General features: G+C 35.0%; 20 protein-coding genes and 2 pseudogenes. 4 read left to right on the top strand and 18 right to left on the bottom strand.

The annotated features are described in order from the left end of the window. Nucleotides 1–366: 366 nt before the first annotated feature. The 12 genes and pseudogenes from A361_RS29115 to A361_RS29060 form a co-directional block, all read right to left on the bottom strand. On the bottom strand, nt 367–945 hold the full coding sequence (locus tag A361_RS29115) for a hypothetical protein (RefSeq protein WP_019380256.1): 579 nt from the start codon (nt 943–945) through the stop codon (nt 367–369). A gap of 168 nt (nt 946–1,113) precedes the next feature. After that, nucleotides 1,114–1,821, bottom strand: a complete 708-nt coding sequence (locus tag A361_RS29110; protein WP_019380257.1) for a class I SAM-dependent methyltransferase — start codon at nt 1,819–1,821, stop codon at nt 1,114–1,116. A gap of 168 nt (nt 1,822–1,989) precedes the next feature. Then, the gene (locus tag A361_RS29105) at nt 1,990–2,532 is read right to left on the bottom strand and encodes a group-specific protein (RefSeq protein ID WP_180321110.1); all 543 of its coding nucleotides are present in this window, start codon (nt 2,530–2,532) and stop codon (nt 1,990–1,992) included. Nucleotides 2,533–2,999: 467 nt separating this feature from the next. Next, complete coding sequence (locus A361_RS29100) at nt 3,000–3,485, bottom strand: hypothetical protein (protein WP_019380259.1); 486 nt, start codon at nt 3,483–3,485, stop codon at nt 3,000–3,002. 152 nt (nt 3,486–3,637) lie between these two features. After that, nucleotides 3,638–4,219, bottom strand: a complete 582-nt coding sequence (locus tag A361_RS29095; RefSeq protein ID WP_019380260.1) for a hypothetical protein — start codon at nt 4,217–4,219, stop codon at nt 3,638–3,640. A gap of 236 nt (nt 4,220–4,455) precedes the next feature. Beyond that, nucleotides 4,456–5,676: an MFS transporter gene (locus tag A361_RS29090; RefSeq protein ID WP_019380261.1), complete on the bottom strand. Its 1,221-nt coding sequence runs from the start codon at nt 5,674–5,676 to the stop codon at nt 4,456–4,458. A gap of 23 nt (nt 5,677–5,699) precedes the next feature. Continuing rightward, on the bottom strand, nt 5,700–6,743 hold the full coding sequence (locus tag A361_RS29085) for an ArsR/SmtB family transcription factor (RefSeq protein ID WP_019380262.1): 1,044 nt from the start codon (nt 6,741–6,743) through the stop codon (nt 5,700–5,702). A gap of 254 nt (nt 6,744–6,997) precedes the next feature. Next, nucleotides 6,998–7,405: an NUDIX hydrolase gene (locus tag A361_RS29080; protein WP_019380263.1), complete on the bottom strand. Its 408-nt coding sequence runs from the start codon at nt 7,403–7,405 to the stop codon at nt 6,998–7,000. Nucleotides 7,406–7,560: 155 nt separating this feature from the next. Next, nucleotides 7,561–8,019, bottom strand: a pseudogene (locus tag A361_RS29075) (VOC family protein). Between the two features lie 676 nt (nt 8,020–8,695). Beyond that, nucleotides 8,696–9,841, bottom strand: a complete 1,146-nt coding sequence (gene menC / locus A361_RS29070; protein ID WP_019380267.1) for an o-succinylbenzoate synthase — start codon at nt 9,839–9,841, stop codon at nt 8,696–8,698. A gap of 1 nt (nt 9,842) precedes the next feature. Continuing rightward, complete coding sequence (locus tag A361_RS29065) at nt 9,843–10,973, bottom strand: M20 peptidase aminoacylase family protein (protein WP_019380268.1); 1,131 nt, start codon at nt 10,971–10,973, stop codon at nt 9,843–9,845. 12 nt (nt 10,974–10,985) lie between these two features. After that, nucleotides 10,986–11,783: a MurR/RpiR family transcriptional regulator gene (locus A361_RS29060; protein WP_019380269.1), complete on the bottom strand. Its 798-nt coding sequence runs from the start codon at nt 11,781–11,783 to the stop codon at nt 10,986–10,988. 110 nt (nt 11,784–11,893) lie between these two features. Here A361_RS29060 and A361_RS29055 point away from each other — a divergent pair, with 110 nt between their 5' ends. Further along, a complete protein-coding gene (locus tag A361_RS29055; RefSeq protein ID WP_019380270.1) occupies nt 11,894–13,303 on the top strand; it encodes a YfcC family protein in 1,410 nt (469 codons plus the stop codon). 511 nt (nt 13,304–13,814) lie between these two features. Here the strand turns inward: A361_RS29055 and A361_RS29050 are convergent. The 3 genes from A361_RS29050 to A361_RS29040 form a co-directional block, all read right to left on the bottom strand. After that, complete coding sequence (locus A361_RS29050) at nt 13,815–14,216, bottom strand: DUF4181 domain-containing protein (protein ID WP_019380271.1); 402 nt, start codon at nt 14,214–14,216, stop codon at nt 13,815–13,817. Nucleotides 14,217–14,281: 65 nt separating this feature from the next. Continuing rightward, nucleotides 14,282–14,485, bottom strand: coding sequence for a hypothetical protein (locus A361_RS29045; RefSeq protein ID WP_019380272.1), 204 nt, complete (start codon nt 14,483–14,485; stop codon nt 14,282–14,284). Nucleotides 14,486–14,910: 425 nt separating this feature from the next. Then, entirely contained in the window at nt 14,911–15,096 is a 186-nt protein-coding gene (locus A361_RS29040) for a hypothetical protein (protein ID WP_019380273.1), read from the bottom strand. A 540-nt stretch (nt 15,097–15,636) separates the two neighbouring features. Between A361_RS29040 and istA the strand changes: the two genes are divergently transcribed. The 3 genes and pseudogenes from istA to A361_RS29020 form a co-directional block, all read left to right on the top strand. Beyond that, nucleotides 15,637–17,145: an IS21 family transposase gene (istA, locus tag A361_RS29030; RefSeq protein WP_019380290.1), complete on the top strand. Its 1,509-nt coding sequence runs from the start codon at nt 15,637–15,639 to the stop codon at nt 17,143–17,145. A gap of 17 nt (nt 17,146–17,162) precedes the next feature. Beyond that, on the top strand, nt 17,163–17,885 hold the full coding sequence (gene istB, locus A361_RS29025; protein WP_019380289.1) for an IS21-like element helper ATPase IstB: 723 nt from the start codon (nt 17,163–17,165) through the stop codon (nt 17,883–17,885). Nucleotides 17,886–17,937: 52 nt separating this feature from the next. Then, a pseudogene (locus tag A361_RS29020) lies at nt 17,938–18,972 on the top strand (Tn3 family transposase); the annotation flags it as partial. Between the two features lie 275 nt (nt 18,973–19,247). On the opposite strand, the gene A361_RS29015 reads toward A361_RS29020, so the two are convergent. From A361_RS29015 to merR1, 3 genes are read right to left on the bottom strand one after another with little or no spacing between them, the layout of a single operon-like run. Further along, nucleotides 19,248–19,706, bottom strand: a complete 459-nt coding sequence (locus tag A361_RS29015; protein WP_019379931.1) for an NUDIX domain-containing protein — start codon at nt 19,704–19,706, stop codon at nt 19,248–19,250. A 9-nt stretch (nt 19,707–19,715) separates the two neighbouring features. Further along, nucleotides 19,716–20,174, bottom strand: coding sequence for a putative iron-sulfur cluster-binding metallochaperone (locus A361_RS29010; RefSeq protein ID WP_019379930.1), 459 nt, complete (start codon nt 20,172–20,174; stop codon nt 19,716–19,718). A gap of 56 nt (nt 20,175–20,230) precedes the next feature. Beyond that, nucleotides 20,231–20,626 (bottom strand): mercury resistance transcriptional regulator MerR1, encoded by a 396-nt coding sequence (gene merR1 / locus A361_RS29005; protein ID WP_019379929.1) that lies wholly within the window; start codon nt 20,624–20,626, stop codon nt 20,231–20,233. Between the last annotated feature and the right edge of the window lie 154 nt (nt 20,627–20,780).

Below are 20,780 nucleotides of genomic sequence, written 5' to 3'. Positions count from 1 at the left end.
CCGTATCATATCAATGTGTAACGTGCCAAGGTCTCTGACTCCAGAGAGGTCTTACCCTTCTTGCCTTTGACAAAGGATAAAATGTAGCTTTCTGCACGCAGGTAAGGCATCAGCCCTCTCGATTTACAAACGTTTATGGAGCTCAATCCCTTCAACCATATGGCTTTCGGCCCGCCACCTAACTGTCTACGCTTAAAGACTAAAGTTACCTTTAGCCCTCCAAGACTCGCTACGAGCGAATGGCTAGTTCTTACTCGGCGGGAATCCCACCCGCTATATGATACGACCTACGCTCGGCCGCACACCTGCCCCGTTTGTTAAACAAGAAAAAAGATCGCTCCAGCGATCCATTAACTCCTTGTTAGCCTAATAAATACATACCTCTAATTTTGAAACTAACTCTTTGTATTTAGCAAAAAAATCTCTTGTCGGCAGAACAGCAAAATATGAAGAGACTTGAGCATCGGCTAGTAAACATTCATCATAAATTAAACTAATGTTCAATTCCTTTTGTGGTTTTATTCTCTTTTGAACTAGCAAGTTTGCCAAATCCCAATATAGCTTTTGCCCCATTTCATCAATAGATCTTTCTATTGAAAAACGACCTGCAAAGCTGTTCCACCACACTTCGAATGTTTTATAAGTCTCATTAAAATCCATTAAAGTATCTGCATCAATTACAAATAACCTTTGATAAAATAAATCCTTTTCTTCATTAAATATTTTTACATCAATTTTATTATCATCAGAAATTCTTTGTGAAATCTCATTCCACAGTTCTTTATATTTTAATTCAAAGTCTTCTTTAAACATCATTTTTGTTGATAAATAAGGGAATTTTAAATCCACTTGATTTCGATTTTGATTGAGAAAAATATTTTGTAGGTATATCAAAAAGTTCAAAGCAAAGGATGTATCTGTCTTCATAATTAATGAATTTTCCATAATTCACACTCCCTTTGATTAATGTCATTATTTCAACACTTAGGGAAATACTCAAACATTTCTTCTTTAACTAACCTGCTCCTTTAGTTCAATAAAAAAAGCCACCGGGTATGGCAGCTGGAGCTAAAAGTAACCACCTTTTACTTTAAGTAAATTCCTTCTATAGCTTTATCGTTTTGCTTTAATAATTAAAAAATGGGGATTTTTCATAAGTCTTTCATACCTAACCAGATCTAATGATTTAAATTCTATTGTTGGTTGAGGTTCGATTATGTTTTCGATAGAAAAATACTGAAGAATCTTGTTCAATATTTCATTCAAAGGCCGACGGTAAAATGGGACATCTATCAACTTACCTTGTCTTTCCCATTGATCAATAATAAGCTCGGTACAAAAGTACTCCTTATCTTTAGAAAATTTAATATCCATAAATGGGTGATGGGTTGAAAATTGTAGTATCCCTCCTGGTTTCAGAACCCTTTGAAATTCACTAAATAACCTATTCCAATCTTGAATATAATGCACTACTAGTGAACTAATTATGAGATCGAAATAATCATTTTGAAAAGGCAGTTCTTTTTCAAGATCTAGATTAAGAACCGACGCTTTGTTACCAACACGCCTTTTAGTAGCTGCTACCATTTCAGAACTGATATCAGTTGCAGTGACTTCTGCACCAAGCTTTAATAACTTATCTGTATACCAGCCTGCTGCACATCCTGCATCAAGTACCTTGAGGTTTTTCATATTTGATGGGAGAATGTTTAACATTGCCGGTCTTTCATAAAATATGTTAAATGCATTCTTAGTGTCAACATTGTGTTCATAATCACTTGCAAGTTTATCGTATGCTTCTCTAACTCTATAGCTAGACATATCACACATCCTTACGGCATTAATAAAAAAAGTTCAATTTTATTACATCTGAATTCAACAAAAAAGAGCTCAACTCCTTCTAAGTTAAGCCACTCTTTAAATATACTTATTGAATTAAACTGCCCCTCAGTTCAATAAGAAAAGCTGCCTTTAATGGCAGCTCCAAACTTATTCAAGTCGGTTCCAAGTTATTAGTCCTACATTTCTTATCTCAACTTCACCATTACTAAATAAATGAGGAATGAAAGGGAACAAACCATACCTGTTACCTCTTTCATTTTGAATTTTGTAATATTCAAATGTTTCTCTTGGTATTCCTTTAATTTCTTTATAATCCTCAATATCCAATAGCTTAATTTCGTCCTCTTCTATATCTTCAGCTGGACCTCTGTATTTTTCTTTTGTATAAAAGTAATAAGCATTCTTATTATTTTTGAGTTTCTCAATGGGGATTTTGAAAAAGAGCTGATTCTCTTTAGTTTTTATACCTAAACTGGTTAATGCTTCATAGACGTAATAGGGATGTAGAGGTAAAAAATGAAGAACATCATTCCATAAACAATTAAGTTTTGGAATCTGTCTAGTCAGTAATTCTGTTCTCTCCGGTTGGTCGAAATACTTCTTTGAATACTCGTTATACAAATTAGGATGAGCTTCCTTTAATGAATTCAGAGGAATTAATCTGTCTCCCTTTATCTCTCTTGGAACCATATGATATACAAAACTCTGCACCACAGCACCTCCAGGTTTTAATAATATTCAATTAAAACCCCTTATTCTCCTGCAAAGTCTTGCTCCACTAACCAGCCCCGATAGCACAATGAAAAAATTTCACAGTGAAAATCACAGTCAAAAACGCTGTTGTAAAATTATTAAAGGATTCCGATTTGAGGTGCTATTTTAAAAAAAGCACCGAAATGACAGTCCTTTTGACATTTCAAACGACATAAAAAAAAACTCGCCCTAAAATTGGCGAGTTTTCACTGTTATAAAATTCCAACCCCTCTTAATAAAGTACCCTATAGTTTAAGTGCATTTTTTCACAAAGTTTACTTCTTGCTTCATAAACTCAAAAAAACCGCCTAATAAATAGCGGTAAAATAAAAGGGATTTAGTGAACATCAAAGTAAAAAACTTTCTCAGGAAGGTACTTCCTATTTTCCGTTCCTTAAAAGAATTTAACGTATATACACGATCAAATTTGGTGGGACAGGTTCAAAAATATAAACTTCAGGATTATTAAAAGGCTTGTACTTCAGATAATCTGCCAGATTAGTCATACTTTCCCAATACTCTTTCATTAATTCCTCCTTTGAAGGTAATCCTTCAACAAGGTACTCTTTCCCTCCGCCAGGGATAGCTTCAATATGAGCAAATAAATCACTTGAAATATCGAAGTTAAAAACTAGAATTTTATCACTAGAAACAGGAAAACGAAAGTAAGGTATTTCAAATGGTTCCAAATCTGCACCAAAAGCAACTTTAAAATCAATCCATTTGGGAAGATTTACGGGTCTGAAACGCTCTGTTAGTTGTGGAAAGAAATTAGCACCTCTTGAATACCATCCTGTTGCTGTTTTATGATTTAACCCTTCCTTTAAAACCCTTTGGGGACTAATATTTTCCCCGTTATTATTGTGAATTACCATATGATATAAAAACAAAGAATTACCTCCTTCCAAATACTTCCTCAATCACTTTTATTTTACCGCATATTTACAAATGGTTAGAAACCTTTATTGACTAACCTGCCCCTATAGTCGAATAAGAAGATGAGCATCAGTAGAACTCTGTGTTAACCGGCAGCAACCATTATTTAATGAGAATTTTTAATATAGGAATTCATTAGGTCTGTTTCTTTCTTTAATAAGTTTGATAGGAAGATTAATTGAGGAAATGGCTCTAATACTAAATTGTGATCGATGTCTGTTTGAAGGAGAGAAATTCCATCTAGTTTATGATAGTCGTTTAATGTTATGGCATCATTACAAATAAGATCTATATTTGCTGGAGTTAGCAACAATAACCCCTTTGTCTCTGAAGAAGGAATAGGTTTTGTTAATGCATATGAAAGATACATCACCGTATAGGAGGCTTCTTCACTCCCTTTAATTAGTATTGGAGAAATTGGTTCATTTACTTTTACTCTAGCTGGCTCGTCATTCCATTCTTTAAGATAAAATGTTTTCTTAGGATTTAAAGGAATGATGTTTAACTTAGCCTCTTCGAAAGCTTCCCGCTTTGCCGTGGCTAATGCTGTTTCATTACCTTTTCTGTGTCCTCCTAATCTAACCACCCCAAGTTTATCTCCATCTTTTGTTGGACCTACCTGAAATATAAATAACCCTTTATACAAAACATAGGCACCCGATGTTCTTACATCTTTTGAAATATCCATTTTTCTACCTCTCCTTGCACCTTCATAGAATTTCTGATTATTTAGGATTACAAAAAGCTGCCGATGGAAGCAAAACTTTTTACCTCTTTACCCTAGTTTATGAATGGGAACGGTTTGACATTAACCATTTAACAGCTCTCTAGAGGGAATTGTTGCAGCCTATTACAGGAGTACTGCACTTTTAGTCAACTCTAAAAAGGGCTGCATTTAATGCAGCTACATTTTACCATTCGAAATTAGGAAGCCATATTTTCATCTATATTTGAATCAATAAACTTAAAGTATGGTAGAAATATACCTAATAAAGCCGTCGCACAAATGATTGAACCAATCATTAAGTATAATGTACGAATCCCCCAGATTTCAGCAAAAAAACTACCAACAAATACACCTAATGGCATAGCTCCTCTAATAATGAAGAGTCGTACTGATGAAACCTTCCCCATTAAGTTATTTGGGACAGTTTGTTGAATTATTGTTATATTTTGCACACTAAAAAATGCCATAGCAGCCCCAGCGATAATCTCAGTGAGAATAGCCAAAATGATACTATGATTAATACTTAAAGAGATAAATGTTAGACCACCTACAACTAATGCTCCTAACATTACCACCCTACGACTTTTATAAGTCACTTTCCCAACCAATATTGAACCTACTACGTAACCTAAAGGAAAGCCTGCCATAAAATATCCATATTCGGAGTAACTCCCCGATAATTCCTCAGTTATATATGGTAGAGTGATTACCATTGTTACCCCTACCCCAAACTGTACAAATGCCAAGAAAACTCCCAACCAAACAATAATAGGGTGTTTGAAGAAATAGGATATACCTTCTATAAATTGTTCTATCCAAATCTTCCGTACATCGGTTGTTACTTTCGTCTCTTTTATTAATAACAATAATGTTCCACTTGTAATAAGTACGACACTAACAAAAATTAATGTCGGAATAACACCTATGTACTCTACAACGAAGCCACCTAATATTGGAGCAAGGAATGTCACTAATCTGACCGTTCCATCAATATAAGCATTTGCAGTACTTAATTGCTCTTTACATACTATAGTTGGTGTAATTGCTTGATTAGCTGGTGTATAAATAGGAGTAATTAAACCTACTATTATTTGAACTGCATATATATGCCACGTTTCGAGGTTTCCCATTAATAAGGCAACAAGTGGAATTAGGAATATTAGTCCTCTAGCCCATTGAGAAAATATCATAATCCACTTTCTACTCCATCGATCAACAAACGGACCAATGAATAATTGTAAAATGAGAGACGGTAAGAAATATAGCAACCACATACTTCCTAATGCCATTGTTGAATTCGTTAACTGATATATAAGGATCGAATTACAAAAAGTACCAAAAGCACCTCCTAATTCAGAGACACCATTACCAAGCCAAACAAAAACAAATGAGCGATTCTTCCAAATACCACTGCTCACACCATCACCCCTTTATATTTTGGTCACTTATTCAAATAAAGGATTAATTCTTTAGCTAAAGATTCAACAGATTTCTTTTTAAGTGAATACTTTAAATCGCTTATTTCGACTAGTTTAGCTGCCCTAAGTATCTTAAGGTGGTGGTGAATCGTAGATTTACCAAGGTTTAATTGGTTCGTAATTTCTTGTAAAGTTTTGTCTTCTTCGTACAATAATTTGACAATACGCAATCGCACCTCATCGCCCAATGCCTTATGTTTAAGTACAAGAAAGTTGTTTGGAGTGTATCTATCATATGGAGAGATACTTTCATTAGCTATTGGATAATAAAATACTTTTGTCCCCTCTATATCTGCTTCTATATTCCAAGGTCGATAAATATATTGTGGGATTAAAAGAACATTATTTACACTTGGTTCCGGTAAATAAGTTACTCCTCCAGTTGACCATTCAACTAGTTCTTCAGGAGTCATTTTCTTAAGCATTTCTTTTTTTGTCTCATAATCAGTTCGTAAAATTGCATTAAGATTCTCTATATCTTTTTGTATAACAATGTCATACCATCCTGTCATCACGCCAATTAGGTGTTTTTTTAGATCATCAACATTTGAATGACTTATGAATTCAATATATTGAGGAAAAAAGGGATTATCGCTTGTTAACATTTTCATTTCATTGATTCCTGCCTCATCACCTACGGCCGCTTTCTTTCTAATTTCCTGAAATTCCATTCCTATAAAGGGTAAACAAATAAATTTCAATTCATTATTAGGAATAACCTTTATGTAAGAAGTGAACTGCGAAATATTAGAAAACTTCTCCTTGTGTAGTAATTGAAGTATTGCTTTCCACGTATTATTCCTCTCTACATATTCTAAATGTTCCAGTAATTCCGTTGATAAAGAACCTTTTATTTCGTTCCAATAATCTAGCGGTTTTTCTAATGTCTTAATAAGTGGTGTATTTGTTATTGCTGCTATCCCCAAAGCACATTCCCACAACACTGAGTAATCAAGCTGAATTCTATAAGTTTCTCTTTTCCTGCTAGTAAGATTAAGAACCTCCAAATATAACACCTCGTTTTCACTTATTAATTCGTCCGTACACCTAATATTCTATAGTTATCGAACAAAGTATTCAATATTTTTAGAATATATATTTAATAAACGTAAAAACCCCTCCTATCAAGGATAGTCAAGGAAGGGTTTCAGATATGGAGCTATTAAATAAAACTGCCCCTTTTGTATAATAAAAAGGCCACCCAATTTGGCAGCCGTATATCAATTAATGCACCCGTTTATTTAGCTCAATGTATCTTAAATCAAAATTCGATATAAAAAGGATGAAGTTTTTCGTTTAAACAAAACTCAATTCTTTGCCTGAAATTTTTCCAAGTGACCATTTCCAAGGCTTTTTTAACTGGAAAGAAACCTACCTCTAAGCTCTCTGGAGATGTTCTCAGTTCTCCTCCGATTGGTTTTCCCAAAAACAATGTGTTACATATAGAATCACTTACATTTTGATATACTCCACAAAATTTTAAAACTTCAATATCTATACCAGTTTCTTCTTTTGTTTCCCTGATTGCAGCGTCCTTTAATGATTCTCCTTCTTCAACCTGTCCCCCAGGCATTTCCCATCCTCTGCGAGGACCTTTAATTAATAAAACCTCTTTTTGCTCATTAAGTACGATAGTTGCTGCTGAAACAATATGTTTTGGTGGTAACATATCCTGACCTCACATTAATAGAATACTTAATTAATTCGCTACTTTTTTTCTTTCACCTTCTTCAAGGCACCGCCCCTTTAATTCAATAAAAAAAGCCATCTGGGATGGCAGCTATCATAATCACCTTTATTAGAAGATGCAAGAAATAATTTCTGCTATTTCTTTATGTGGAGTTCTTCCCATTCTTCTAAAGATACCTTTTCATTCTCTCTTAAATGTTCAGGTACTTCAACGTAACACATCAATTCTAAACTATTTCCATCAGGGTCTTCAAAATACACAGAAGCATTTCCCTGATAAGGTCTAACAAAAGGTTCTACAGATGTTCTACTTCCAAATGGAACAGCTGAAATCCCTTTACTTTTTAACCATTCTAAGGAACTTTTCATATCCTCATAAGAGATAGTAAAGGCTAAATGCCTTAATGATGGGTGGGACGGGGTTTTAAACTCTTTCCCTTCCCATAACCCTAGCCAACTTTCCCCTTCAACTATTCAGAAAAATGCGGTTTTCGAACTACGCCAAGCTAGCTTTAACTGTAACTCACGATAAAATTCAATAGATCTATCTAAATCTTTGACAGGTAAATGAGCTTCATAAATCCCTTTAATCATTTATATAACCTCCTTACATTCAATTTTACATTCCTACCAATTTATTACCTCCAGGTATAGACTGAAATCCCCTACAACTTTTGCTGTAGAAATATTTTAAGCCCATTTCGCTGTTCAATAACGCTGCCCGTTTGTTCAATAAAGAATACTAAAAAAAGCGTCAACCCTATTCGGAATATACGCCACCTAATTTGTTAAGCTGCCTGGCTTTGTTAGCTGAGCCTGAAGATAAGGTTAGTTTAGCTGCATTAACCTGCATAGCTTAATTATTTTTTTTAATAAGTTTAATTACTCCCATTATCCCCCAAACACCAATCGATAAAGATACAGCTATTAATGCCAAAACGATTAAAATACCAACTATAGTTCCCAACATTATTATCTCTCCTTTTACTTCTATAAGGATGTTAACTAATCAATCAAAGTCAATCTTAACTTTCTATTAAGTTATACGGTGGATTACACAGATGGTTTCTATATTTTTTATGTCACTAAACTGCCCCGTTTGTTAAAAAAGAAAAAGCCACCTGATTAGGCAGCTGATATTGAACATAGGCACCTTATTGTATTAATAAAGGTTGGTTTAATCAATTCTTCTAATTTTATGAAGGATGTTATACCCTTGTAACACCTGGCTATATAAGAATTGCTCCTCTAAAAAATATCTTTGTTTAAACTATCCTAGGGTTGGATGAGTAGATTCAGTTGAATAGATTCTTTCAGAATGAGTCAATATTCTCTTCAATTTCCCTCGATCAATCTCATAACCTATTCCCAATCCTTCTGGAACCTGGATGTATCCATTTTCCATTGTGATTTCGGGCTTTACTATATCATCTTCCCAATAATGAGAAGAAGGGGCTGTATCACCAGGCATTGTGAAATTAGATAGTGCTGTCATATGAATATTATGTGCTCTTGCTATTCCAGTTTCTAGCATTCCTCCGCACCATACAGGGATATTATGCTCTTCACATAAATCATGGATTCTAATAGATTCTTGGAGCCCTCCAACACGGCCGATTTTAATATTTATGATCTTGCAGCTGCCAAGTTCAATTGCCTTTCGTGCATCTTCAAAACTATGAATACTTTCATCAAGGCAGATTGGTGTAGAGATGTTTTTCTGCAAAATAGCATGATCAATAATATCATCATGGGCCAAAGGCTGTTCAATCATCATGAGGTTATATTTGTCCAACTTTTTGAGGTGTTCAATATGCTCTAAGGTATAAGCGGAATTAGCATCAGCCATAAGGGGGACATCGGGATATTTCTTGCGAACAGCATCAATATATTCAATGTCAGCTCCTGGGGCAATTTTTACTTTTATTTTTTTAAATCCTTCCTTAACATACATCCCTACCTTTTCAACTAATTGGTCAGGTGTTTCTTGAATACCAATGCTTTTTCCAACAGCTATCTTTTTCTTTTCTCCTCCAAGAACCTCTGATAATGAACTTCCATTTTTTTTAGCAAAAACATCCCACATGGCCGTTTCAAGGGCAGCTTTTGCTATTTGGTTTCTGCGTACAAAAGAGAGCATTTTATGGACTTCTTTAGGATGGGAGATTTTTTTTTGAATAACTTTAGGAATAAGGAAATCTTTTAACATATAAACTGCGGTATAAGTTGTTTCCTCATTATAATATGGTTCATTGCTGGTAACCGTTTCTCCCCAGCCTGAGATACCAGATTCGTCAATTGCTTCAACGATACAAACATCCTTAGTTTGGATAGTGCCAAAACTTGTAGTAAAAGGGGCTTTCAAAGATACCCTAGTATGATGCAGTACCACCTCTTTTATATAAATTCCTTTCATATCAACACCCCTTTTTACTATGTAGAATGATAATTTCAGATAAAATATTTATTCCATTGAGTAAGGAATCTCTATTAAAAGTCATATTCGGATGGTGTAGGCCAGGTTTTAGGTCGCATCCTAGCCCAACCATAGTTGCTTTTAAATGTGGCTTTTTAATCGTATAAAAATGAAAATCATCTCCACCAGGTGTAATCAGGGGGGCCGCCAACTTTTCTTTACCTAAACAATTAACAATTGCTTGCTCAGCCATTTCTAATGCCTCATTGCTGACTTCAGCTGCCGCAATTCCATAATCATTCGTCAAAACGATATCTGTATTAAAAAGTTCACTGGAGGATTGTAAAATTTCGAGCACTCTCTGTCTTAATTTTTCCATAATTTCATTTGTCTGCGAGCGTAAATCAATAGCCAAAGAAGCACTGCCAGGTATGATATTCGTATTTTTTCCTCCTGAAATGAATCGAGTAGCTTTTATTGTGTGAGCCACATTTGGATCTAGGTGAATTGTATTAAAGGAATTTAGAATAGAGTTTCCAATTTCAATTGCATTATGAGTTAAGTGAGGACGAGCACCATGTGCATCATCTCCTCTGATTTCAAATTCCATAGAACCTGTGGCACCATGCATAATAGCGGGAGTAACATAGCCATCTGGTGTTTCTTGGACTGGTCTTAGATGAATCCCATATAGAAAGTCGACATTATCAACGATTCCTTTATCTACTAGTTTTAGTGCTCCTGCACCAACTTCTTCTGCAGGCTGGAAAATAAACCTTACACCGACCTTGTCTTTAAGACCCTCTAGCTCTTGTATTTTCCAGAGAACGCCCAAAACCATAGTCATATGGGCATCATGTCCGCATGAATGATTAGCCTGTAATTCACCGTTGACCACTTGCCAGAGTGCATCCATGTCTGCACGAATTGCAACAATTGGCACATCTCCTGAGAAATCTCCATAATCCCCTATTACTCCTGTACAATCCTCAAACGTTTTGACTGAACATCCTGCCTGTTCCAAACGCTTTTTAATATATTCTGTCGTATTAGTTTCTTTCCAGCTTAGTTCTGGGTGTGAGTGTAAATAATCAAATGTTTCATCGATCTTCTCTTTTAGATAAGCTACCATTGTTATCACCTTTCATTGAATATAGTATCGATTAGTGGGATTCACAAAATCGAGCTTTCCTACCTTTTGGGCTATATGGAGCAGAAGTGCGTTTAAAACAGAAAAGGTTACAGGCCCTTTTTCCAATAGGGACTTTTGTGATGTGTTTATAGTTAAAACAAGATCTCCATATTCCACAATTGGTGAGATCTGTGAATCCGTAATGACGATAATATTATTCCCATTTGATTTTGCCTCTTTTGCTAATCTAATTGATTCCAAAGCATATCGATAATAGGAAAAAATTAAGACCGTATGTTCATTACCATCTTTAGTGATACCAACATCAGTTTCAGGGCGATATAAAGTGGTGTTATCCAAAAGACTATTTAGAACGTATGAAAACCAATGTGCATAAGCAAAAGATTGGTAATACCCCACTATTTTTACTGAACGAGAACCAACAATCTGATCAACAATATTTCTAGCAATATCCCATTCAATATTTTTTGCAACCTGATGGATAATGCTTTCATCAATACTCATTACATTTTCAAACGAATCAGATGTATCGGGAGAAACCTCTTTACCTGGCGGCTGAATCGTTAACAATCTGTATTGGACATCTTTTTGTAATTCTGCAAAGCCAATGTAGCCTATAGCTTTACAAAAGCGGATAACCATTGTCTCGCTTACATCAATTAAAGAAGCTACTTTTTTAGCTGGGTGAGTGGCAAATAAAACTGGATTGGAGAGTAATGATTCAGCTACTTTTTTTAATCCTTTAGTTAAGGAATTATAGTGTTTGTTTGTTTTTTCAATATAAGACATGTTTCAACTCCAAAATAAAGTATTTAATTTATTGTTGTTAAAATAAAGTTTATGCTTTATTATAATAAAAGTCAATGAATATTAAGAAAATTCAAACGGAGGTGTTTACAATGGAGAAAGCAAAAGAAAAGAAAGGGTTAAAATGGGGTATACCTGATGCCTATGTTATTTTATTTGGTATTTTAGCCCTTATGGCGGTTTTGACTTATCTTATACCAGCTGGTGAGTTCTCTAGAGAAGAAATAGAAGGTATAACAATGGTAGTACCAGATAGCTATCAACAGATAGCTTCCTCACCTGCAAGTCTTCTAGACATATTTCTTGCCATTCAAGAAGGGATGATTAGTTCCGCTCCTTTGATTTTCCTAGTATTAATCATTGGAGGATCGTTTGCAGTTATCGAATCAACTGGTGCAATTGATGCAATGATTTTAAAAACGATAGAAAAAACTAAAAATAAAGAATTACTTTTGATAACAGTTGTGTGTATTCTCTTTTCAATTTTTGGAGCACTAGGGATTATCGTTAATGCGGTAATAGCATTTATACCTATAGGTATCATTCTGGCACGTTCAATGAAGTTGGATGCTATGGTGGGTGTATCAATTATATATCTTGGAGCATACGCAGGATTTAATACCGCTTTCCTTGACCCGCTAACAACAGGTACTGCACAGCAAATTGCCCAGCTGCCTTTGTTTTCTGGTATCGGGTACCGAATTGTCATTTATATCACAATACTAATTACAACCATTGCCTACATTGCTTATTATGCAAATAAGATAAAAAATGATCCTGCTAAAAGTGTATTGGGGAATACCCCTTTTCCGAAAATCGAAGAGAAAAATCAGTTAAATAAACAAGTTGTTCTCACTGGTGTACATAAACTTGTGTTGTTCTGGCTTGTAATCGGAATCGGAATCTATGTATTTGGGGTTTTTCAATACAATTGGTCTTTAAATGAGATGGCTGCAATATTTCTAATAATTGCAGTGGGAACTGCGATCATTTCAAAGATATCACCAAACAAACTTATTGTAGAATTCTTTAAGGGTGCTAAGGGATTAGTGTATGGAGCAATGATTATTGGAATGGCTCGTTCCATTGTAGTGGTGTTAGAAGATGGGAAGATTTTAGATACAATTGTTCAGGGTATGGCAAATCTGATGACACCTTTTACTAGTGTTATGGGTGCGTTGGTAATGTTTATTGCCAACTTATTATTTAATATCTTAGTTTCTTCCGGAAGTGGCCAGGCCGTTATAGTTATGCCAATTATGACACCATTGGCAGATATTATGGAAATTCCCAGACAAGTTGCAGTACAAGCATACAAAATGGGAGATGGCTTTACTAATGTAATAACACCTACATCTGGGATATTGATGGCAAATTTAGCAATTGCAGGTGTATCGTGGATAAAATGGATTCGGTTCATTTTTCCATTACTTATGATTTGGATCATCCTGGGATCAATTGTCCTTGTAATCGGCGTATGGATGAATTGGGGACCTTTTTAAATTGCGTTTTTAGAGCTGCCAATCACAGCCTGGAAAGTTATAATGAAGGTATACTGTAATTAAGAGCCTTCTTTTCTCTTATATAGAAAGAAGGCTTTTTTATTGTTATTAAAATACAAGTGCATCCTACCTGACCTTCATAATATCTTTTAAAATATCATTTTTTATACTCACCTTGTACCTCCTCCATAGCTTTTTTTATTCTGATTATTTAGGTAACAAAATTTCTGCCTATGGAAGCATACCTGTTTACTTTTGGACTCTTAGTTTATGAACAGATCAGTTTGACATTAACTGTTTGTATTGTGTTTTATAATAATAAAAGGGATGCCTGTACTTTTGAAACTGCTTCTTTAACTAACCTCCCTCAATAAAAGAAACGTACACACCCGATTACTCCTGATTTCTTAGATTTTCATAGCTGCCCCGTTAGTCGAATAAAAAAAGAGCTGCCGATCTCATTAGATCTTCAACTCTTGCACCCGTTTAGAATATAAAAAAACTAGAATTTTTATGCTAATATACCAAGTAAATCTAATTGAAAGACTATTACTATGAAAATTACCAATAAAAACATTTCACTAATAGTCAGAATAGATTGTTTGGGGTTCTGTGAATACTTCCACTCAAAAAATGCCCTTATCCCATAATCTAATACAACAAAAATGACTAATGCAAATACCCAAAGTTCAATAGAAAAGCTTTGGAAAAGCACTAAATAAAGGAAAATTAAATTGGTAATAATAGAAGAAATTCTTAAACTCCAATCAATTTTTCGATGTATTTTGTTTATGTGGTTATAAGAAAAAAATTCCTTTTTCTCTTTCTCGATATTAAGTGTCTTTCTCAAACAAAGCTTAACTACTGCAATAAGAGCAAAAGTAAGTAACGCAATTATTGCCAATTTAGCCAAACTTAATAATCCCCCTTTTTAAACTCTACTGCCCCATTTGTTCAATAAGAAAGTGATAACCAAAACTATATAAAGTTGACCAATTTATCCTTAGAACAATAACTACATTGCTTAACTTCTCTTTTGATTTCGCCTTGTTTCTTAAATTTATTACAAATCTGATTAACCTGCTGCCTTGGTTGAATATTTAAAACCTCAGACAGGCAATCATCACAATAAATATCACTTGTACTTTTTAAGAGTTTTTGTATTTTTTCAGTATTAGTCACTACCGATACCTCATAATATTTTTATTTGTTTCTTAATGCTTATTATTCCTTATTAAGCTAAACTACCCTTTAGCTTAATAAGGAATTCGAGAATAAAAGCGTTTATCCTTTCACGATCACTTCCAGTGTTAGTAAAAATTGATATAATAGTATTCATTTACTTCTGTCTTTCTTCCATTTATAAGGTTTACTTGACCAATTATATAAAAGAATAAATAAGAACATCATAAAAGATATCCCTATATTATCAACCCACTTAACCTCTTTATTAACAATAAACTGACAAACAATTGATACTACAAAAAATATTAACGGATATCTAATGCTTTTTTTAAGCAAATTGTCACCATTTTCAATTCCCTCTTGTGCTAACTACCCCCGCTTGTGCCCTTTACATTAAAAGAATGCTCCTTAATGACTTTCCTTCAATGTCTTTTTATATCGAAATAACTCATCAAACCACATACTAAAACTCCTAATCCCAAAAAAACAGTAAAAAACCAATTCTCTTCCCAACTTACAACTACACTATATAAACAAGCCAATGCAATAATTAATGCTGCATATTTTGCTCGCAGTATTTTTATTATTGAAGGTTTTACATCATTCAAATTATTACACTCCAATTTGGATAATTTAGTGACGTGAGTGCTATACCTACATTAAGTTATTACTGACGTACCATCCTAAAAGCCAACCAATGATTCCGCCTATAATTCCTAAATAAATCATTGCTGACCCTTGCTTACTCCTCTGGTAATCTCGCCTTATTACAACTCCTATGCATATAGGGAAAAACAATAGCATAGGCGGCATTAAGTTAAAAGTTAATAAGATGACAGATAACCACCCAATTGTTAGGAGTATACCTTTACCATTTTTTTGTTCATTTCCCATCAACTCACCTCATTTAATACCCTAAATTTTACATTTGTTTCTCATTCTATCATATAGAGAGCTTTAAAATAATAATTTCTTTGATTATCTAATCTGCTTTGTTACTTAGATAAGAAAAAGTAATTCATGTAAACGCTAAAATAAAAGTTGACCACTTTAGCGCAATTCGCTAACCAAAAAGTTGACCACCCTTAACACCCAATCCCTTATCATAGAGTTTGTCGAGAACTTCATGATTCGGGAGGAAAAAAAGGATGTTAAAGATGGCTAATATAGAGCTTATCAGAAAATTGCACTTTAAAGAAGGTCGTTCTATACGACAATTAGCGAAAGATCTTACATTATCAAGACAAACCATTCGAAAAGCTTTACAACAGAATAAAATTCCAACCTATCAACGATCAAAGCCGGTTACCAACCCGGTCATCGACCCCGTTAAACCAATTATTATCCGATGGTTAACGGACGATGAAACAGCCCCCCTAAAACAGCGTCACAGTGCTGCTCAAATCCACAGACGCTTGGTGAAAGAATATGGCTTTAAAGGTGGAGAATCCACTGTACGCCGTTTTGTACGCCAATATAAGCAGCTCAAAGAAACTCCTAATTCCTCTATACCGTTGGAATTCGATCCCGGTGAATTTGCCCAATTTGATTGGGGGGAAATCATTGTGCTTTTAAATGGGATTGAAACGAAGGTAATGCTTTTTTGTATGAGACTTTTGTATAGCCGTAAGATTTTTGTAAAAGTGTTTCAGCATCAACGGCAGGAGGCGTTATTTCAAGGTCACGCAGATGCCTTTGATTATTTCGGTGGTGTCCCGAAAACGATTGTCTATGACAATATGAAAACAGCGGTAAAGAAGGTGTTAGAAGGGACCAAGCGTGAAGAACAGGAGGCCTTTATCCAGTTTCGATCATACTATCTTTTTGATGCCCAATTTTGTGCACCCGCAAAAGGAAATGAAAAAGGACAAGTAGAGAAACTAGTTCAAACAGCACGAGCTCAATTTTTAGTTCCCGTTCCACAGGTAAGTGACTTACAGGTACTTAATCACTATCTTTTAGAACAATGTGATGCCTATGAAGAAACCTATGTTCCAAAAACGAAAGAACAGGTGGGTGAACGATTTTTACTAGAGAAGCAACAGCTTCTGCCGATTATTGGTACTCATCCTTGCGCAAGGAAGGTAAGAGCCTCTGTCAACAGTCTTTCGCTTGTTAATTTTGAAACAAACGCCTACTCGGTACCTACTAGGTATGCCGGTCGGAAAGATGCACAAATAAATGCTTATGTAAATCACATTGAAATAAACATTGACGGAAACTGTGTAGCCAAACATGAGCGTTCATACGAAAAGCTTCAAGAAATTTTTGAAGTGGATCATTACTTGGATGAACTGGAGAGAAAACCAAGGGCCATCCAGCATGCGCGCCCAGTTCGAAGAGCTAATCTTCCACCAAGTTATCAAGAATTTTATAAGAGAAGTCTTTCAAAGTATGGGCATGGAAAAGAGTTTATTCAACTATTAAAACTCCATCGGGAGTTTACGATGGAAACAGTAGAAAGGGCAGTGGCAAGTTGTGTAAAAGAGCAGCTATATACAGCTGATAGTGTAAGGCATTATCTTTACCTCATGACTCAGCCGGAAGCAACAAAGCCAGCCCCAATAAAATATGAAATGGAGCAGTCCGTCACCGTCAAGGCTCCTACATTTAGCCCGTATGACCAACTATTACAGAAAGGGAGGTATATTCACTGAATACACACCATTATCAAATGGATGAATATCTAAAAAGGCTGCGCTTGCCGACTATACGTGAACAAGTTGACGCTTATTTGCGCGAAGCAAATGAGCAACAAATTACCTATGAAGAATTTCTCTTTCAATTATTATCGATTGAAATAGCTGAGCGAGAAATCAAAAAGAAAGAGTTAGCCAGAAAAAAGGCGCAATTCCCTGTACATAAGGACCTCCTCTCTTTTCAATTTGAGGAGGCTCCCCACGTACCAAAAAGACGCATTCTGGACATCTTTCAAGGAGAGTACATTCAGCAGAAAAGGAATGTCATTTTTATTGGGAACTCAGGTACAGGAAAGTCGCATTTATCAATTGCGTTAGGGGAAGAGGCGATTAATCAAGGCTATACTGTCAAATATTATACGGCCGCCCGCCTATCGAATGAACTGATGGAAGCCCAAGACGAAAAAAGGCTCCTCCAGTTGGAGAAACAATGGTTGGCTGCAGATGTCACGATTATTGATGAACTTGGCTATATCCCCTACCACCAGAGAGCAGCCGAATTACTGTTTCAATTTTTTTCTACTCGTTATGAAAGAGGAAGCATGATTATCACTAGCAATCGGGAGTTTAGCCGATGGGTAGAAGTTTTTCACGATGAACAGATGACCGCCGCCTTGTTAGATCGAGTGACTCACAAGGCCCACATTATCCCAATGAACGGAGAGAGTTATCGTCTCAAAGAAACATATTCGAAGTAACAAGAGGGTGGTCAACTTTTACATGAGCGACATGGTCAACTTTTGGGTTGACATTTACACTGTAGAGATTATCCGAGGAATGAATGAATCTGGAAAGCGAAAAGTACCTGATGACTCACCAGTGGATTTTATTTCAAAACGTTGGAAAAGGCATTTATACGAGGATGATGGTACAACAATTAATCGTCATTACTATGAAATGGCTGTTTTAACGGAACTTCGGGAGCATGTTCGGGCAGGAGATGTTTCCATTGTTGGTAGCAGGCAATATAGAGATTTTGAGGAATATTTATTTTCAGAAGATACATGGAATGAAGCGAAGGAGAATACGAGATTATCAGTTAGTTTATCATTCGAAGATTATATGACGGAGAGAACCAAAAGTCTTAATGAAAGGTTAAAGTGGTTAGCTGCCAATTCCGTTAAGTTGGACGGAGTTTCTCTTGAAAAAGGAAAGATATCAATTGCACGCTTGGAAAAAGATGTTCCGGAAGAAGCAAAAAAATTTAGTGCGAGCCTGTATCAGATGCTACCAAGAATAAAATTAACCGATTTACTCATGGATGTTGCTTATATAACAGGATTTCATGAACAATTCACTCATGCTTCCAATAATCGAAAACCGGATAAAGAAGAAACGATTATTATTATGGCAGCCCTTTTAGGAATGGGAATGAATATTGGTTTGAGTAAGATGGCTGAAGCAACACCCGGACTTACATATAAGCAACTAGCCAATGTATCTCAATGGCGCATGTATGAAGATGCCATGAATAAAGCACAAGCCATATTAGTAAATTTTCATCATAAATTACAATTGTCTTCCTATTGGGGCGACGGTACAACATCCTCATCGGATGGTATGAGAATGCAGCTAGGTGTTTCATCACTACATGCAGATGCAAATCCACATTATGGAACCGGAAAAGGAGCAACCATCTATCGTTTTACTAGTGATCAATTCTCTTCTTACTACACCAAGATTATTCATACTAATTCAAGGGATGCGATTCATGTTTTAGATGGTTTGTTGCACCATGAGACGGATCTAAACATAGAAGAGCATTATACAGACACGGCCGGTTATCAATACCTTTTATAAAAAAGTTAGAATTTAAGTGTGTTCTTTCATTATAGACATGTATTTAAAGAATGATTTAAAAATGACTAACGATTCAAAGTCGTTAGCCATCTATTCAATAATCGCGCCTGATTGCTTAATATCAGAAAATTGAGAAGGTATTGCGAAAGGCCCCTAAGTTATTTTACTAATACACACTTTTGCACAATTAGGGGTAGCAATAACATTTTATCCTAAGAGAAAAGAGATATGTCGGAACAACATAAGAATTAACCTTTACATTATATTTTTTCAAGTTTTCCTTTTAATTCAACCAACTTATTCTTAATAAAAGGGTCTGTTTCTTCAGGTAACTGTTCTAATTTAAAAAATTCAGCTTCAATTGCTTGATTTGCATCAGGCGTTACTTCACCTTCATAGTCCGTACATAAATATCCTATTGCGACGATGTGGTACTCATCTTCACCACCCTCTAGCTTCGTATAGAGATCCAGACCAGAATAAACACCAAATAATTGTAATGAATTTATCGTTAGCCCTAAATCATCTTGTACATTTCTTTTAATACATTCCTCAACTGACTCATTTAACTGCAATATTCCACCGGGAACACTCCATGTTCCACCTTTGTATCTATTCAGTAAAATTTCTCCTTGATTATTCATGATAGCTACACTTGGTCGTACTATTATCAAAGGCGAATTTCCAATCATTTCCCTCATATTTTCACAATAATCCATAAAATCCTCCTACGAAAATTGATTAATGAACTTTGTAACATTTCCTAAACAACAACTACCTTGAGGATTATTTATCTCGCACCCACACCGATTTTCTTTTATATTTTCACGAATATGTTCTACTGGATTAGGGGGAATTCCTTCTTCAGAATATTGTTTAATTTTTTTTTTTGTCCAATCAAAACAATAACAAATTGGTGTAGTTACTGAGCCATCTTTTTGATGAACGGCTACCTTTATGTCAGATACAAGGTACTTTTTATTATTCGTATCAAAATAGACTACATCACAGTCTTCAGTTGAACAAAAATAGTGATTTTCTTTAGCGTTTAATGTTTCTAATGCAGATGGTTTAAGTAATGATTTTAGTGTAATCAATTTTACATTTTTAGCTTTATTTTTACATGATGGACAATTACCATTACTATCAATTTTTATTTCATTAACGTTACTACAACAATCTTCCATCATTCTTCCACCTTTACAATTTATTATTTCTATAAAAATTCTTTTGCTTTCTTTTCTTAATCCATTAAAGTTTCGATAATAGGACATTCATAAATATTTTTGTTTTCAGGACATCTTTCTTTAAGGTCTATCAACATTTGTTCAATTTTTTTAAGATCTTCAATTTTACGCTCGATGTCCTCTAATTTAAGAACAGTGAAATCATATATGTCACGGCACTTTGCTTCGTTGTGATCGACAACCCCTAGCAATTTATCAATTTCATTTAAGGTAAATCCCAATTCCTGCATCCGTTTTATGAAATTCAATCGATCAACCGTTTGTAGGGAAAACATTCGGTATCCTTTTTTGGTACGATTAGGTTCTGGAATTAAACCTAAACGCTCATAATACCGAATGGTCTCCTTGTTAACACCACACCTCTCAGCCAGTTCCCCAATACGATATTGCATCTATCTCACCTCATATATAGTATAAACCCTGTACCATAGTACAGGGTCAAGAAAAGTATTATTTACTAATCGATCTTACTATCTTAAAAAAACTGCCATTTTTCAATAATCCTTATTCGGCAATTTGGCGTGATTGCGGAATACAACTTATCTT

It is taken from the genome of Cytobacillus oceanisediminis 2691 (assembly GCF_000294775.2).
In the GTDB taxonomy this organism is placed as follows: Bacteria; Bacillota; Bacilli; order Bacillales; family Cytobacillaceae; genus Cytobacillus; species Cytobacillus pseudoceanisediminis.
This window is presented reverse-complemented; position numbering and strand designations above follow the sequence as displayed.

What these genes read in the sequence shown, in the direction of transcription:
- A361_RS29115 (WP_019380256.1), bottom strand. Translation starts at nt 945, where the DNA reads ATGGAAAATTCATTAATTATGAAGACAGATACATCCTTTGCTTTGAAC.
- A361_RS29110 (WP_019380257.1), bottom strand. Translation starts at nt 1,821, where the DNA reads ATGTCTAGCTATAGAGTTAGAGAAGCATACGATAAACTTGCAAGTGAT.
- A361_RS29105 (WP_180321110.1), bottom strand. Translation starts at nt 2,532, where the DNA reads ATGGTTCCAAGAGAGATAAAGGGAGACAGATTAATTCCTCTGAATTCA.
- A361_RS29095 (WP_019380260.1), bottom strand. Translation starts at nt 4,219, where the DNA reads ATGGATATTTCAAAAGATGTAAGAACATCGGGTGCCTATGTTTTGTAT.
- A361_RS29080 (WP_019380263.1), bottom strand. Translation starts at nt 7,405, where the DNA reads ATGTTACCACCAAAACATATTGTTTCAGCAGCAACTATCGTACTTAAT.
- menC (WP_019380267.1), bottom strand. Translation starts at nt 9,841, where the DNA reads ATGAAAGGAATTTATATAAAAGAGGTGGTACTGCATCATACTAGGGTA.
- A361_RS29065 (WP_019380268.1), bottom strand. Translation starts at nt 10,973, where the DNA reads ATGGTAGCTTATCTAAAAGAGAAGATCGATGAAACATTTGATTATTTA.
- A361_RS29060 (WP_019380269.1), bottom strand. Translation starts at nt 11,783, where the DNA reads ATGTCTTATATTGAAAAAACAAACAAACACTATAATTCCTTAACTAAA.
- A361_RS29055 (WP_019380270.1), top strand. Translation starts at nt 11,894, where the DNA reads ATGGAGAAAGCAAAAGAAAAGAAAGGGTTAAAATGGGGTATACCTGAT.
- istA (WP_019380290.1), top strand. Translation starts at nt 15,637, where the DNA reads ATGTTAAAGATGGCTAATATAGAGCTTATCAGAAAATTGCACTTTAAA.
- istB (WP_019380289.1), top strand. Translation starts at nt 17,163, where the DNA reads ATGGATGAATATCTAAAAAGGCTGCGCTTGCCGACTATACGTGAACAA.
- A361_RS29015 (WP_019379931.1), bottom strand. Translation starts at nt 19,706, where the DNA reads ATGGATTATTGTGAAAATATGAGGGAAATGATTGGAAATTCGCCTTTG.
- A361_RS29010 (WP_019379930.1), bottom strand. Translation starts at nt 20,174, where the DNA reads ATGGAAGATTGTTGTAGTAACGTTAATGAAATAAAAATTGATAGTAAT.
- merR1 (WP_019379929.1), bottom strand. Translation starts at nt 20,626, where the DNA reads ATGCAATATCGTATTGGGGAACTGGCTGAGAGGTGTGGTGTTAACAAG.